10 protein-coding genes are annotated in these 14,923 nt (G+C 37.6%); 5 read left to right on the top strand and 5 right to left on the bottom strand.

What is annotated here, in order from left to right:
• Nucleotides 1-37: 37 nt before the first annotated feature.
• Together RAH34_RS01090 and RAH34_RS01085 are read right to left on the bottom strand one after the other, a co-directional pair.
• Nucleotides 38-1,030, bottom strand: a complete 993-nt coding sequence (locus RAH34_RS01090; RefSeq protein ID WP_047434153.1) for a PLP-dependent cysteine synthase family protein — start codon at nt 1,028-1,030, stop codon at nt 38-40.
• Nucleotides 1,031-1,176: 146 nt separating this feature from the next.
• Nucleotides 1,177-2,406, bottom strand: coding sequence for an FtsX-like permease family protein (locus tag RAH34_RS01085; protein WP_114819043.1), 1,230 nt, complete (start codon nt 2,404-2,406; stop codon nt 1,177-1,179).
• Between the two features lie 4 nt (nt 2,407-2,410).
• Between RAH34_RS01085 and RAH34_RS01080 the strand changes: the two genes are divergently transcribed.
• On the top strand, nt 2,411-3,607 hold the full coding sequence (locus RAH34_RS01080; RefSeq protein WP_306594873.1) for a DUF1343 domain-containing protein: 1,197 nt from the start codon (nt 2,411-2,413) through the stop codon (nt 3,605-3,607).
• Here the strand turns inward: RAH34_RS01080 and RAH34_RS01075 are convergent, their stop codons facing one another.
• Genes RAH34_RS01075 through RAH34_RS01065 form a run of 3 tightly spaced genes read right to left on the bottom strand, consistent with a single transcriptional unit; the run spans nt 3,608 to nt 5,641 of the window.
• On the bottom strand, nt 3,608-3,814 hold the full coding sequence (locus RAH34_RS01075) for a hypothetical protein (RefSeq protein ID WP_114819044.1): 207 nt from the start codon (nt 3,812-3,814) through the stop codon (nt 3,608-3,610).
• A 4-nt stretch (nt 3,815-3,818) separates the two neighbouring features.
• Nucleotides 3,819-4,451 (bottom strand): DUF3575 domain-containing protein, encoded by a 633-nt coding sequence (locus RAH34_RS01070; protein WP_114819045.1) that lies wholly within the window; start codon nt 4,449-4,451, stop codon nt 3,819-3,821.
• A gap of 14 nt (nt 4,452-4,465) precedes the next feature.
• The gene (locus tag RAH34_RS01065) at nt 4,466-5,641 is read right to left on the bottom strand and encodes a thioredoxin fold domain-containing protein (protein ID WP_306594872.1); all 1,176 of its coding nucleotides are present in this window, start codon (nt 5,639-5,641) and stop codon (nt 4,466-4,468) included.
• A 294-nt stretch (nt 5,642-5,935) separates the two neighbouring features.
• On the opposite strand from RAH34_RS01065, the gene RAH34_RS01060 reads away from it, so the two are divergent.
• The 4 genes from RAH34_RS01060 to RAH34_RS01045 all read left to right on the top strand — a co-directional run bounded on the left by RAH34_RS01060 (nt 5,936) and on the right by RAH34_RS01045 (nt 14,890).
• Nucleotides 5,936-7,525: a histidine kinase gene (locus tag RAH34_RS01060; protein WP_306594871.1), complete on the top strand. Its 1,590-nt coding sequence runs from the start codon at nt 5,936-5,938 to the stop codon at nt 7,523-7,525.
• Between the two features lie 123 nt (nt 7,526-7,648).
• Nucleotides 7,649-10,222: a zinc-dependent metalloprotease gene (locus RAH34_RS01055; protein ID WP_306594870.1), complete on the top strand. Its 2,574-nt coding sequence runs from the start codon at nt 7,649-7,651 to the stop codon at nt 10,220-10,222.
• Between the two features lie 6 nt (nt 10,223-10,228).
• Complete coding sequence (locus tag RAH34_RS01050; protein ID WP_306594869.1) at nt 10,229-13,558, top strand: SusC/RagA family TonB-linked outer membrane protein; 3,330 nt, start codon at nt 10,229-10,231, stop codon at nt 13,556-13,558.
• 12 nt (nt 13,559-13,570) lie between these two features.
• Nucleotides 13,571-14,890 (top strand): RagB/SusD family nutrient uptake outer membrane protein, encoded by a 1,320-nt coding sequence (locus tag RAH34_RS01045; protein WP_306594868.1) that lies wholly within the window; start codon nt 13,571-13,573, stop codon nt 14,888-14,890.
• The last annotated feature ends 33 nt before the right edge of the window (nt 14,891-14,923 follow it).

Below are 14,923 nucleotides of genomic sequence, written 5' to 3'. Positions count from 1 at the left end.
TATTTTGCTCCGTTTTCTATTAATTTATAAGTTAAGCTTATTTGCTTTCTTCCAGCCAGCCCATTTCCTTCATCCATTCATCATTGTAGATTTTTCCTACATATCTTGAACCATGGTCATGAAGTAAAACGACAATTACATCATCTTTCGTGAACTGATCTTTCATCTGAATCAAAGAGGCAATAGCACTTCCTGCAGAATATCCACAGAAGATACCTTCTTCTTTTGCCAGTTTTCTGGCGTAGATAGCACCGTCTTTATCTGTTACTTTTTCAAAGTGATCAATCACAGACATGTCATAGTTTTCAGGAATGATATCTTCCCCGATTCCTTCTGTAATATAAGTGTAAGCATGATCATAATGCAGTTCACCCGTTTCATGGAATTCTTTCAGAATAGAACCATAAGTATCCACTCCAATTACTTTGATATCTGAATTTTTTTCTTTGAAGAACGTTCCACATCCTGTAATGGTACCTCCTGTTCCGGCTCCTACCACAAAATGAGTCAATTTTCCTTCTGTCTGTTCCCAGATTTCCGGAGCGGTAGATTCGTAGTGAGCAGCTCTGTTGGATAAGTTGTCATATTGGTTTACATACCATCCGTTTTCTGTTTCTTTAGCCAGTCTTTTGGAAACTGAATAATAAGAACGTGGATCGGTAGGCTTTACATCAGTAGGGCAAACAATTACTTCAGCACCTACAGCACGAAGAATATCACATTTTTCTTTTGACTGTTTAGAATTGGTTACAAAGATACATTTGTATCCTTTGATGATGGCAGCCAGTGCCAGTCCCATTCCTGTATTTCCGGAAGTTCCTTCGATAATAGTTCCTCCAGGTTTTAATCTGCCGTCTTTTTCAGCATCTTCTATCATTTTAAGAGCCATTCTGTCCTTTACGGAGTTTCCAGGATTGAAGGTCTCTACTTTTGCTAATACCAGTGCCGGAAAATCTTCACCTAATACTTTGTTAAGCTTTACCAGCGGTGTGTTACCTATCGTTTCAAGGATATTTTTTGCGTATTTCATAAATGTTTTATAAGCGGTGCAAAGATAAGGCTTTTAAAATTATCTGTACCGTGGATAACCTGTGGATAAGTTGTGGATAACACTGAAATCAACTGATAGACAATTAATAACATTCAATTATCAATTATCAATTATCAATTATCGTATTAGTTGTACTTAATCGCCTTCACCGGAGAAATCTTACTGATCAGGTAGCTTGGAATAATTAAAGCAAATCCTGAGATAATAAGAATTCCTACTGAAATAGAGATAATCGCAATCGGATTAAGGTCTACCGGAACGGTACTTACATAATAGTTTTCAGGATTAAGTTTGATGATTCCAAAGAATTTCTGGATTAAAATCAGTCCTAATCCGATAGCATTTCCATACAAAAGTCCAGGGATCATAATAATCAGGGTATAATTGATGAAAGTAGCTCTTATCTGTGAATTGCTTGCGCCTAATGTTTTCAGAAGTCCAATAGAATTGGTTCGTTCAATAATAAGAATCAGAAGAACCATGATAATATTGATGACTACTACAATCAGCATGATGATGATGATTAAAGCAATATTGGTATCAAAAATACTGATCCAGTCTGTAATCTGCGGAAATTTTTCTGTCGCTTTTTCAGCATAGTTTTTATATCCGATCAGTTTCTCAATGTCAGGAAAATCTTTGTCGATGTCGTTTACATTTTTCAGAAAAATATCTATGCCACCAATTTCATCTGGCTTCATATCCTGAATTTTTCTTGCATGGTTGATCCCTCCGATAACGAATTGTTCATCAATTAGTTTGATATCAGTTCTATAAATACCGATAACTCTGAATTTACGGTAAAGTGGTTTCTGATCTGCTTTTAAAAATACGGTAACGATGCTGTCATTCACTTTAAGATGAAGGTCTTTAGCGACTTTCTGGGAAATAGCAACGTCATTGTTAAATCCTTTTTCCGTTACTTTTGGTGTTGTTCCGGCAATAAGAAATTTTTTAAATCTTAAACTGTCAAAATCTTTTCCTATTCCCTTAAATATAATGCCTGCGAAATTGTGCTCATTACGCATAATTCCGGTAACAGTCACATATTTCTGAGTGCTTTCCACATCGGGAAGCTCTTTTATCTTGGCAATATTCAGTCCCTGATTATCCAGTACAGAAGTATTGTATGAAGAATTGGATCGTGTAGATCTCACCGTAATGTGTCCGCTGAAATCAGCCAGCCTCTCCTTGATAGCTTTTTTAGAACCAAAACCAGTGGCTACAGTAATTAAGGAAACAATAATTCCCAATGCTACGGAAAGCCTGCCAATGAAGATGATAACCCTTGAAAGGTTATTTTTGTTATCTTTGGAAAATGCTATTTTTCTAGAGAAATATAAAGGAAATTTCAAGCTTATGAATTTAGATTTCAAAATTAAAAATTTACTTCTGATTTGCCTAATTTTTTTAGGAGTATTCAACCAATATTATTCTCAGACTCAAGTTCAACCGGATTTTAAAACCGGTGCAGACCAGCCTGAAATCTACTTGCCGCTTTTGAAAAATAAAACGATAGGGGTGGTGACGAATCAGACCGGTTTAATGAGTGATAAAACCCATCTGGTTGATTTTCTTGTAAAAAACGGAATTAAAATCAAGTCTATTTTCGCTCCTGAACATGGTTTCAGAGGAGATGCAGATGCAGGGGCAAAAGTGAAAAACGGAGTAGATGTGAAAACAGGAATTCCCATTGTTTCTCTGTATGGAAATAATAAAAAGCCAAAGCCGGAACAGCTTTCCGGAATTGACATCGTTGTTTTTGATATTCAGGATGTGGGTGTGAGGTTTTACACGTATATTTCTACTTTGTCTTACCTGATGGAAGCCGGAGCTGAAAATAATGTTGAGATCATGGTTTTGGATCGCCCCAATCCGCATGACGGATATACTGACGGACCTGTATTGAGGAAAAAATGGGCAAGTTTTGTCGGACTTCACGAAGTTCCCGTAGTATATGGACTGACAATAGGAGAGTATGGAAAGATGGTAAACGGAGAAAAATGGCTTAAAAATGAAGTCCAGGCTAAATATACGCTTGTTCCGATGAAGAATTATCATAAAAAACAGCGTTATCAGATACTTGATAAACCTTCTCCTAATTTACCTAATGACAAAGCCATTAATTTATATCCAAGCCTTTGCTTTTTTGAAGGCACTCAGGTTTCCGTGGGAAGAGGAACAGACCTTCCTTTTCAGATTTATGGTTCTCCATGGACGGAAAACCTGCCTTATCAGTTTACACCAAAACCAAGCTACGGAGCTAAAGATCCATTCCTGAACGGGAAGCTGTGTTATGGTGAAAACCTTTCCAGTTATCCTAAGGATCTAAGAGAATTGAATCTTGAATGGGTCATCAAAGCTTATCAGAATTATAAAAACCCGCAGCAGGATTTCTTCCTTAAAAATCTATGGTTTGATACTTTATCCGGAACTGATGAACTGAGAAAACAGATTATCGCAGGAAAATCAATTCCGGACATAAAAGATTCATGGAAAAAAGATCTGGAAAGTTTCGAAAAGATCAGGACCAGATATGTGATATACGAAGATTAATTAATCAAAATTTTGGGGCGGATTTTTATCATTTCTGCCCTTATTTAATATAAAAAGTCCGACAGTTAATCCAACAACTCCAGCAAAAGCCGTCATTAAGGCTCTCTGTAACTTATCAGGCAGATCATTCCCGATATAATTCATTAAAAAAAGGATCACAAAAGTGATCACTAAAATGATGATATGATTTTTTCCAAATAGTTTCATGGTCTTATTTTAGCTTGTAAGAGATCATTATTCCTCCTCTGTACGGAATGATTTCGCCACTTTTGTTAAACTCTTTTGCGGAATCATAGCGTCTTCCGGTGGTGCGGTCATATCCTTTGTAAAAACCCTGTGATGTACCTACAGTAGCATACAGATCAAGATTCCATCGTTCGGACAGCTGGAATTGATACCCTGCTGTTACCCCCAGCATAAAAGAAAACCCTCTTTGATACAGATTAGAGTTGGTAAGGATTTCCCCATTCCAGTTTTCAAAACTTTTATCATTCCAATAATTCCATTTTGAAGCATTGTAGGCCGCAAAACTAATGTTGGCTCCTATATACCAGTGTTTGAAAGCTTCAGTAAAATAGTATCTTCCTTCTGCAGATACGGAATAAAACTGTAGTTCATGTCCTGCGAAAGATTTCCATGGTGAAATGAAAACATCTCCCTGAAGGGTATATTTCGGACTAATTTGTTTTTCCAACCCAAGGTTTAAAATCCCTAACGGAGCAAATAAAGCATTCCCTTTTATGTATAAACTGTTATCCTGTCCTCCTTGTTCCTGTTCCTGAGCGCTCAACGTAGTTGCCGACAGGAAGGCTGATATGCCTGCTGCTAATAATTTATATTTCATCCGGTTTATAATGTTTATTTTATTTGCTTTAATAGTTCATCTGCCAGTTGAGAATCCTTATTGCCCTGAACTGCCATATTTTTAGACATTTCGGCATAGTTTTTTGCCATCTCTTTATTTCCGGTAAGGTGATAAAGTTTGGCAAGAATATAAGTATTTTCCGAAGTTTCGCTTCTCATGACAGATTTTTCTGCCCATTCCGTAGCTTTCTTTAATGAAGCTGGTGTTTTTATACGATCTGCGAATATCCATGCTGCTCTCAGGAGCTCGTTAGGATCAAAGGCATCAGAATTTTTATAATAGTCTAAAGCGGCTTTTTCGTATTCAGGAAAATTACTGTTCTGTTCATAATAGCTGAGTTTAGTCTGATTCAGTTTTTTTACAGCAGCTTCTTTTCCTACCAGTGGTTCGGCAGCTTTCATGAAATAGTCATCGTTGATTTTTTTATTTTTATCATCAATCGACTGTTCTACTATTTTTCCTAACTTCAGCTGAGCGTCAAATTCGGTATAAGTTTCTTCAGGAAGATATTTAATAATCTCTGCTTTTCTGGAAGCAAAAACAGTATAGTTGGTATCTTCTGATGATTTTACGAAATAAAGAAGAAATCCGATTTCATCCTTTGTAAGCTCTTCAGTTTTCTTTTTATTCTGGAAATATCTTTCGGAAGCCTTTTTGGCAAATTCATAATCTGAGTTGGCATTCAGCTTCATAATATTGATCAGGAATTCCGGGTCTTTCTCACCAGCGGCAAAGCGGTCTTTAAGAGAACCTTTCTTATTTCCGGGTGAATTAATGTCCTGTGCCATTGCCACAAACAGACTTTCCTCCATATAACCTGTATTTCTGGAAACAAGTTCACCTTCACCATTCAGGAAAAGATAAGTAGGATAGGAACGTACTCCGAATTTTGAAGCAATGTCTCTTCCTTCTCCTTTTTCCATATCAAATCTTGCATTAATGAAGTTGGTGTTGTAGTAATCACTTACCGCTTTCTGCGTGAATACATTTTTTTCCATCATTTTGCATGGGCCACACCACGAAGCATAGGCATCAATAAAAACCAATTTTTTTTCTTTCTTGGCTTTTGCAATAATATCTTTGAATGGGAGCTCCTGAAACCGGATGGCTTCCTGAGCAGAGATCGCGATGGCACAAAAAATAGATATCCCGGAGATGATCTTCTTCATTTTCAAATAAGATTTGTAGGCGAAGATAATTAATTTTCAAAATATAGCATGCTGAATTGGTGGTCTCAATGACGATATTAACGAACTTTAAGACTTCAGCTTATCCGGTTTTTTGTTTTTTACTGTAAAAAATAAAAGAACCCAGATGCTTTAGTACCGGTTAATTTTCAATATACGGTATCCGGTTTTTAAAAAAATAAAATCTAAATTTAATTCACTTTTCAGTCCTGAAATCTTTGTTATATCTTTGCAAACGAATAATTTATATGTTGAGGAACCTACAATTTAGAGAATTTGATTATTAATTTTAAACACGCTTTATCCAAAAAGTCCATTTATATTACTGCTTTGTCTGCCTGCCTGATTGCTGTGGCAGCATTTGCTGTTCTCAGTCTTCTGATCACTGAAGACAGTCGTAAAAATACCGATGATTTCGCAAAGAAAACATTCTTCCGAAAATATGAGTCGATAGAACATGAATTCAGAAATATTGAAGATTATCAATATCTGCTTCGTGCCCTGATTCAGAAAGACGGGCTGAAGAACTATAAAGAGTATTCTTTGGTTTTAAATGATTTAAAAAAAAAAAGAAACCTGCTCCCTTACAGCTGGTATTATTATGAAAACAGTGATTCAGGAAAGTCTGAGAGCAATAATCCTCTATCCGGTATTTTCAAGAATTCAGATACTAAAGACAATTCTATTGTCATAAAAAGTAACGGTCCGGGACATTTCAAAGACGTTTTGCTTACCAAAAAGGACAGCATGTACTGGATAAGCTATGATTCTTTGGTACTGCCGGACAAAAACAAATTGTACTATGGCTCTACCGTGAGCCTGGATGATCTTCATCAATATTTTATTAACGTAGATAAAAGTTCCAATACGTACGCCTACGTTTTTACTAAAGAAGGAATCTGTATTACCCATCCGGAAAAAAAATACATCGGAAAGAACATCTTTGATTTTACTGATATTAAACCTAATGATACTTTAACCAGTAAAACTGAAGCAGGATATACCAAAGGAACAGCGGTTTCAGAATATCTTGGAGTGGAGGTAACACGGTTTATAAAGCCATTGAAGACTGATAATTTTGATGGATATACGGTAGTGAATCATGTGAATTTTATTATTGACGAAAATATCAGCAAGATAAAAACCTATACTGTTTATATTTTTCTGGCAGCGTTGTTTCTCATTGTAACGGTATTTATATTGTTCCAGAGAGCAACCAGCCTGGCTTATCAGGAGAAAGAGAAAATACAGTCTGAGAAGAATTTATTGTTGGTAGAAAATGAAAAGATGCACAAAGCAGAAGTGATCAATCAGCTTCAGCAGCTTAAAAATAATATCAATCCTCATTTTCTTTTCAATTCATTGAATTCCCTTTATATGCTGATCGGGATTAATAAAGAAAATGCACAGAAGTTTACCATGAACCTCTCTAAGATTTACAGGTATCTCATAGTTCCTCCCAAAGATAATATTGTTCCGGTTTCGCAGGAAATCAAATTTATACAGCAATATATGGAACTTCTGAAAAGCAGGTTTGATGAGGAATTGAAGTTTGAATTGATCATTAATGCTCCGGAAAGTCTGGAAAAAAGAATTCCGTATTTATCCCTTCAGATTGTTACAGAAAATGCGACCAAACATAATATTGCAACCGTAGATCAGCCTCTGGAAATCATCATTACCGTTGATGAGGGTGGGATTACGGTAAAGAATACGTGGCAACCTAAGGAAGAAACGGTACAGGGAGAGAAATTCGGAATTGATTATTTGAATCAAATTTATGGATATTTTAAGAATAATCTTCTTCATATTTCTGTAGATGGTGAATATTTCGTATGTTTTTTGCCTTTAATGGAGCAAAAATAAAATCCATTCACTCCCGAATTAGCACCATTCACTCCCTAATATTATATATATGATTCACGATACCTATAGCTTTGCCTGCTGAAACTAAGATATTTACTATTTGGAATGAATCGGACTATTTTAATGAAGAATTACAGACTTGCGCTGTATCTCGGTCTTGCTATGGCCTCACCAATGGCACTGGCACAGAAAAAAGATAAAGATACGGTAAAGGTCAACAAAGAAAAAACGGATAAGACAGAAAGCTCTTCCTCAAAAAAAACAAAAAAAATTGAAGACCTGATCAAAAAGGGAACCTATAAAAAGGGACTTTTTAATACCATTCAGGTAAAGACGGATATTTATTTTGAAATTCCGGACAGTTTGATGGGACGTCAGTTTTTGGTGGTCAACAAACTTTCTCAGGTACCTATGCAGGTGAATGAGGCAGGTTTAAACAAAGGAATGAATTATGAAAATAAAGTCATCTCCTTTCACCGTGATCCTGTAGCTAAAAAAGTATGGGTAAAAACGGTGGTGCCTAAAGTGTCATCCCCAAAAAATGATGCCATTACAAAATCTGTAAAAGACAACTTTTCAGAATCTGTAATTGAAGTCTTTGATATTGAAGCACAAAATAATGATTCTACAGCGGTAGCCATTAAAGTGAACAAAGTTTTTGATGGAAATCAGAAAAGTTTTAACGACGTTTTGGCGAATGTAGGATTGGGTGGATCTGTGAAATCAAGTCTTTCTTATATAGAGGGAGTGAAAACATTTCCCAAGAACCTTGTGGTGAAGTCTCAATTGTCTACTTCTGTCAATGAAGGCGGTGTAGATCTTCCGGTCACTTTAGGTGTTACAACCAATCTGGTTCTGCTTTCTAAAATACCGATGAAACCAAGAGTAGCGGATTCAAGAGTAGGATTTTTCTCCGAAAAACACTGGTCGTTTAATGACAACCAGCAGAAAATGGATGAAAAGTTTTTCATTACCAAATGGAATCTTGAACCCAAAGATGAAGATAAAGAAAAATATTTAAGAGGAGAGCTGGTAGAGCCTAAGAAACCGATTGTTTATTATATCGATCCGGCAACTCCAAAACAATGGCGTGAGAAAATCATTGCCGGAGTACATGACTGGCAGGCGGCGTTTGAGCAGGCAGGATTCAAAAATGCAGTGATTGCGAAAATGCCGGATGAGAAAGATGAAGATTTTGATATTGATGATGTAAGATATTCTGTGATTACTTACGCCGCTTCGCCAAAGTCAAATGCAATGGGACCATCAGTAGTAGACCCGAGAAGTGGGGAAATTATCGAAGCGGATATCATCTGGTGGCATAATGTAATGACTTCTCTTCATGACTGGATGAGAATTCAGACAGGGCCTATTGATCCAAAAGCAAGAGGAAATAAATTCAGTGATGAACATATGGGTGAAGCTATCCGTTTTGTTTCATCTCATGAAGTGGGGCACACTTTCGGATTGAAGCACAACATGGGAGCATCTTTTGCATTCCCGGTAGAGTCGCTTCGTTCCAAAGAGTTTACAGACAAAATGGGCGGTACGGCACCTTCCATTATGGATTATGCCCGTTACAATTACGTAGCTCAGCCGGAAGATGGCGTTACAGCAATCACTCCGAAAATTGGTCTTTACGATAAATATGCCATCGAGTGGGGTTACCGTTGGTATCCGGATGAATTCGTAGAGAAAAAAGCGCTGAAAAACTTAATTGAAAAACACGAAGATGACCCGATGTATTTCTATGGTGAGCAGCAAAGCTACCTGGAAACCATTGATCCGCGTTCGCAGTCTGAAGATTTAGGTGATGATGCGATGAAAGCCAGCGAATACGGAATCAAAAACCTGAAAGTGGTGATTAACAACCTCTTGAAATGGACGTATGAAGATGGTAAAGAATACACAGATGCCGGAAAACTGTATCTGGGAGTAATCGGGCAGTGGGATCTTTATACAGGTCATGTGATGGCGAATGTAGGGGGAATTTACCTGAACAATACTGTTTTTGGTAATAAGAAGAAAGCCTATGAAGCAGTTCCTGCAGAAACTCAGAGAAGAGCGGTTGATTATCTTATTAAAAATGCCATCAACCTTCCGGAATGGTTATTCTTTAATCCGATTACAGAAAAAACGTATCCGGTTAAAGATTCACCAATGGGACCATTCGAGCAGACGCCGTATACCCTGGCGAGAGGAATGCAATATGGAACTATCTATTCCTTATTGATGGATGACAGACTGTTGAGGTTACTTGAAAATGAGCTGAAACATCAGGTGTCTGGCTCTAAAGAAGAAATCTATACGGTTGAAAATTTATTTGATCAGGTAAGAACGGCCATTTTCAATAAAAAAGGAAGCCTTACGATGCTTGAGAAAATGACGCAGAAAAATTATGTGGATGCTTTGATTGTTTCGGTAAACAAACTATTTGAAAAGACAGCAGTAAAAGGATTGAAAACAGATGATACTTTGAATATCCCGACCATCTGTAATTTCCATGAAGATGATCATGGTTTGAGGAATATCAATTATTCATCCATGAAAAGAGTATCTGAAGTGACTACTTACAAGAGAGCAGAACTTCAGAAAGTTCTGGACTTACTGAACAGAACAAGGTACAGAGGTGATGATGCTTCCAGAGCACATTACACAGATTTAATCATTCGTATACAAGAGGCTTTAAACAAATAAACGGCAATGAAAAAAACTCTAATACTTTTACCTCTTTTGGCTGCTAATATAGCAATGGCCCAGCAAAAGAAAACCATCACCGGGAAAATTGAAGATGCCAATACATCTCAAATGATTACCGGTGCATCTATAAAAATCGAGACACAGTCAGTCTCTACAAAAACAGAACTGGAAGGAATTATCGAAAGTGTATCAGTAGGTACAGTGACCGATAAGGACGGAAAATTTATATTGGAAATTCCTGCTGATACAAAAACGGTATTGGTAAGTTATCCTGGGTATGAATCCAGAGTCATTCAGCTTAATGAAGGGCAGACCAACTATACCATCAGACTGACTTCTGAGATTTCAGATAAAAATAAAATTCAGGAAGTTATCATTACCGGATATCAGAAAATTGAAAAGCGTAAGCAGACCTCAGCGGTTTCTACAGTAAAAATGGACAACATCAGCCAGGCTGGTGTTGCCAGTGTAGATCAGATGCTGGCAGGGCAGATTGCCGGTGTGGCAGTAACTCCTGAAACGGGAGCTCCGGGAAGTCCGGCGAAGATCAGAATCAGAGGTACAGCTTCTCTTTCCGGTCCTCAGGATCCGCTATGGGTAATTGACGGTCTTCCGTTAGAAGGAAATGATGTTCCGAACTTTACGGATAAAGATAATATCGATCAGCTTCAGAACTTCTCTATCGCAGGCTTAAACCCTAATGATATTGAAGATATTACCATCCTTAAAGATGCTGCAGCAACAGCTATTTATGGAGCAAGAGCGGCAAACGGAGTAATCTCCATTACCACTAAGAAAGGAAAGAAAGGAAGTCTGAAACTGAATTTCTCAGCAGATACCTTTGTGACATCACGTCCTGATTTTGATAAACTGAACCTTTTAAATGCTTCCGAAAAAGTAGACCTGGAACTGATGCTTGCCAAGCGTGCAGATCTTACGTATCGTGCCGATAAAGGAGAAGTAATGAGAATTCTGACTCAGAACAGCCAGCTTGATGCTTTCAGAAACGGAGGTTTTGATGCGTTGAATTCATTTACACGCCAGCAAATTAACGGTTTAAGAAATAACAATACAGACTGGGGTAAACTGTTATACAGAAATGCCATCAACAAACAATACGGATTAAGTGTTTCCGGAGGAAGTGACCGTGCAGATTACTATTTCTCCCTGGGATACTATGATGAAGAAGGAACAACTATCGGGACAGGTTTTAAGCGTTATAACCTGACTTTAAAAAACAATTACAAATTAAGCGATAAGTTAAATGCAGGAATCTCTATTTTCGGAACGCAAAGTGAACGTGAATCTTTTGTAACGGACGCTGATGCTTCAATAAACCCTGTTAACTATTCAAGAAATGCCAATCCATATCTGAAGCCTTTCAATGCAGACGGAAGTTACAACTATGATAGAGATATGGATGGTTTTGAAGACCGTTATATTCCTTTCAACTTCCTCGAAGAAAGAGAAAATACCAACTATTCACTGAAAAATAACTCTTTGAAAGCGATTTTAGATTTAGAATATAAAGCTTCAAAAAGTTTAAGATTCACCTCTCAGTTGGGACTTCAGTATGATGCTAATAAAACAGAGAAGTTTGCAGCAGAAAATACCTACTTCACCAGAAAAATGAGAGAAAATACCCGTTATTACAAAGACGGTAAATACAATTACTTTCTACCTGCTGGTGCGGTAAAACAAAACTGGGATAATGATTTCTTCCAGTACAACTGGAAATTACAGGCAGCGTACAGCACAAAGATCAATCAACATGAAATTGATTTGATGGCCGGTACAGAAATCCGTAAAACAGAAGATAATACAACGATTACAAGAGCTTTCGGATATGACCCGAAAACAAGAAGAGCTACAGCGATTGTATTCCCGAATTCAAGTTTTGCAGCGGATAAAAGATATGAAACCTACCGTGAAGCAGCTCCTATAGAGAATGCTTATGCGTCTGTGTTTGCTACAGCGTCTTATACTTATGACCAGAAATATACCTTTTTCGGAAGTGTGAGATATGATGGAACGAACCTTTTCGGAGTTAACAAAAAGTATAAATACCTTCCTATCTGGGCTGTTTCAGGATCATGGCTGGTAACGAAGGAAGACTTTATGAAAAATATTTCTGCAGTATCCAACCTGAGACTGAGAGCATCTTACGGTCTTCAGGGAAATATAGACAGAAACACTTCACCATTCTTTATCGGTGAATATAACGATGCCACCATTCTTCCGGGAGGAAAAGAATCCATTATCAATGTTCTCAGCCCTCCGAATGATAAACTGAGATGGGAAAAAACGACGAATACCAACTTAGGACTTGATTTAGGATTGTTCAATAACCGTGTTAGCCTTACCGCTGATGTCTACAGCAGAAAAGGGACGGATATGATCAGTATGAAAGAAACTCCTTTGGAAACAGGGTTCGAATATACGATGATGAATTGGGGGAGCTTGACCAACAAAGGTTTTGAATTGGCCATATCTACCAGAAACATCAATCATGATAATTTCAAATGGACTACCACCATCAACTTTGCTCATAACAAGAGCAGGGTATTGAGCGAGCAGCCGCGTGATAATGCATTGCTTCCATCAAGAGAAGGACTTCCAGTAAATGCTGTTTTTGCTTTGAAAACTGCAGGAATGGATGAACAGGGAAACCCATTATTCTGGAAAGGAGATCAGAAGATTTCAGCAGCAGAATTCTTTAAGTTATATGATGTATATGCAGATTTCCTGCCAGGGCAGCTTGTTGATACCAAACTGTCAAATGCGGAGCTGAGAAGTCTGTTTACGTATGTGGGAGACAGAGATCCTAAGTTTACCGGAGGTATTATCAACACATTTAAAGTAAGTAATTTTGACCTTACCATCTCTGCAACATTCAACCTGAAGCAGACGATAATGAGAACTCCTTCTTACCGAGGTATGGAGCTGGACAGAGGAAGAAACTACACAAGAGAAATTTATGAGGCTGGAGGTTCGCTTCCGGGCATTACAAGTCCTGATATGGAAGCTAATCCGGACGGATGGATGGCCAATAAATGGTTTACCGGAAACCGTTCCAATGCATACAGCTTACTGGATGTTTGGGCAAAAGAGATCAGCTATATCAGAATCAGCAGTATCCGTTTGGGATATACACTTCCTAAAGAATTTACAAATCCTATGGGAATCACAAGTTTGAGACTGAGTGTTGAAGGACGTAACCTGTTTGTATTCAGTAACGGATACAAAGGATATTTCGATCCGGAAACGTATGGTAATATTTATGCACAGCCAATCACCAAGTCGGTGACCGTAGGATTTAATGTTTCTTTTTAAAACTTGAGAAAAATGAGAAAAATTACAGCAATCATAGCACTTGCAGCAATCAGCTTTAGCAGTATCGGATGCGACAGGTTTTTAGATATTCAGCCGGAAGGAAAAGTGATTCCTACGACTACTGAAGACTATAGAAAAGTCCTTACATCTGCCTATTCAAAATATCCTGTTCACAAATCACTGGTGGCACTTCGTACCGATGAGGTAAATATCGATGATAATTCTACAGATTTTATTTCGTATCGTGAAATTGCGATGTGGAAAGACGCTAACAATGATCAGGCATCTACAGAATTTCCATGGGTAAGCTTTTATTCCGTGAACTTCTACCTGAATCAGATTATCAATGAAGGAAGCAAAACCATGCAGGACTCTCCTGAAAAGAACCAGATTTTAGCAGAGGCGTACGCTCTTCGTGCTTACCTGTATTTTGACATGGTGAATTTATATGGAAAACCATACAATAGTGCTACAGCTTCTACCGACAGAGGAGTTCCGATCAGTCTTGAAATCGATCTTGAGCAGGTGTTGAAGCCATCTTCTGTACAGGAAGTATACAATCAGGTTCATGCAGACCTTAAAAAAGCTGAGGATCTGATGGTGGAGCAGAAGCAGGCATTAGGCGTTAATTACAGATTCTCAAAAACCGCATTGCTGGCATTTGAGGCAAGAGCTGCTCTATATGAAGGAGACTGGAATAAGGCTTTAAACTATGCAGATCAGGTATTGGCAGTAAAAGGAGAATTGAGCAATTTAAATACGGTCAACACACCACCCAACCATTATGCTTCTCCGGAATCGATCATGGCTTTGGATAATACATGGGATAATTCAATCAAAAATTTATCTTTTGCATCTCCGGAATTGATTTCTTCATACAATTCTACGGCAGATAAAAGGTTTGGCATGTATTTTGAAAAAAATGGTAGTAAGTATAAGGTCACCAAAGGAGGAAGTTTAGAATTTAAAGTATCTTTCAGAACAGCGGAGCAGTACTTTATAAAATCTGAAGCATTATTAAAGTTGAATAAACTGGCAGAAGCTAAAGAAACACTTCTGAAAGTATTAAAGAACAGATATACTCCGGATGGATATACTTCAGTACAGAATGCGGTAAACTCAATGGATTCTGCTGCATTTATGACTTTTATTCTGGATGAGAGATTCAGAGAATTTGCTTTAGAAGGACAAAGATGGTTCGACTTAAGAAGAGCAAATCAGAAAAAAATAAGCCACACTATTAGTGGCAACGAGTATATTCTTCAGCAGAATGATCCGCGATATACCATTGAATATCCAATGAGTGCGAAGAAGAATAACCCTAATTTATAAAACTTCATATCAAATTCAATACAGAGGAAACCG

It is taken from the genome of Chryseobacterium sp. WLY505, from assembly GCF_030846215.1.
In the GTDB taxonomy this organism is placed as follows: domain Bacteria; phylum Bacteroidota; class Bacteroidia; order Flavobacteriales; family Weeksellaceae; genus Chryseobacterium.
This window is presented reverse-complemented; position numbering and strand designations above follow the sequence as displayed.

Bases quoted from the DNA above. Each gene is read 5' to 3' on its own strand.
- RAH34_RS01090 (WP_047434153.1), bottom strand. From the start codon at position 1,030: ATGAAATACGCAAAAAATATCCTTGAAACGATAGGTAACACACCGCTG.
- RAH34_RS01080 (WP_306594873.1), top strand. From the start codon at position 2,411: ATGAATTTAGATTTCAAAATTAAAAATTTACTTCTGATTTGCCTAATT.
- RAH34_RS01075 (WP_114819044.1), bottom strand. From the start codon at position 3,814: ATGAAACTATTTGGAAAAAATCATATCATCATTTTAGTGATCACTTTT.
- RAH34_RS01070 (WP_114819045.1), bottom strand. From the start codon at position 4,451: ATGAAATATAAATTATTAGCAGCAGGCATATCAGCCTTCCTGTCGGCA.
- RAH34_RS01065 (WP_306594872.1), bottom strand. From the start codon at position 5,641: ATGAAGAAGATCATCTCCGGGATATCTATTTTTTGTGCCATCGCGATC.
- RAH34_RS01055 (WP_306594870.1), top strand. From the start codon at position 7,649: ATGAAGAATTACAGACTTGCGCTGTATCTCGGTCTTGCTATGGCCTCA.
- RAH34_RS01050 (WP_306594869.1), top strand. From the start codon at position 10,229: ATGAAAAAAACTCTAATACTTTTACCTCTTTTGGCTGCTAATATAGCA.
- RAH34_RS01045 (WP_306594868.1), top strand. From the start codon at position 13,571: ATGAGAAAAATTACAGCAATCATAGCACTTGCAGCAATCAGCTTTAGC.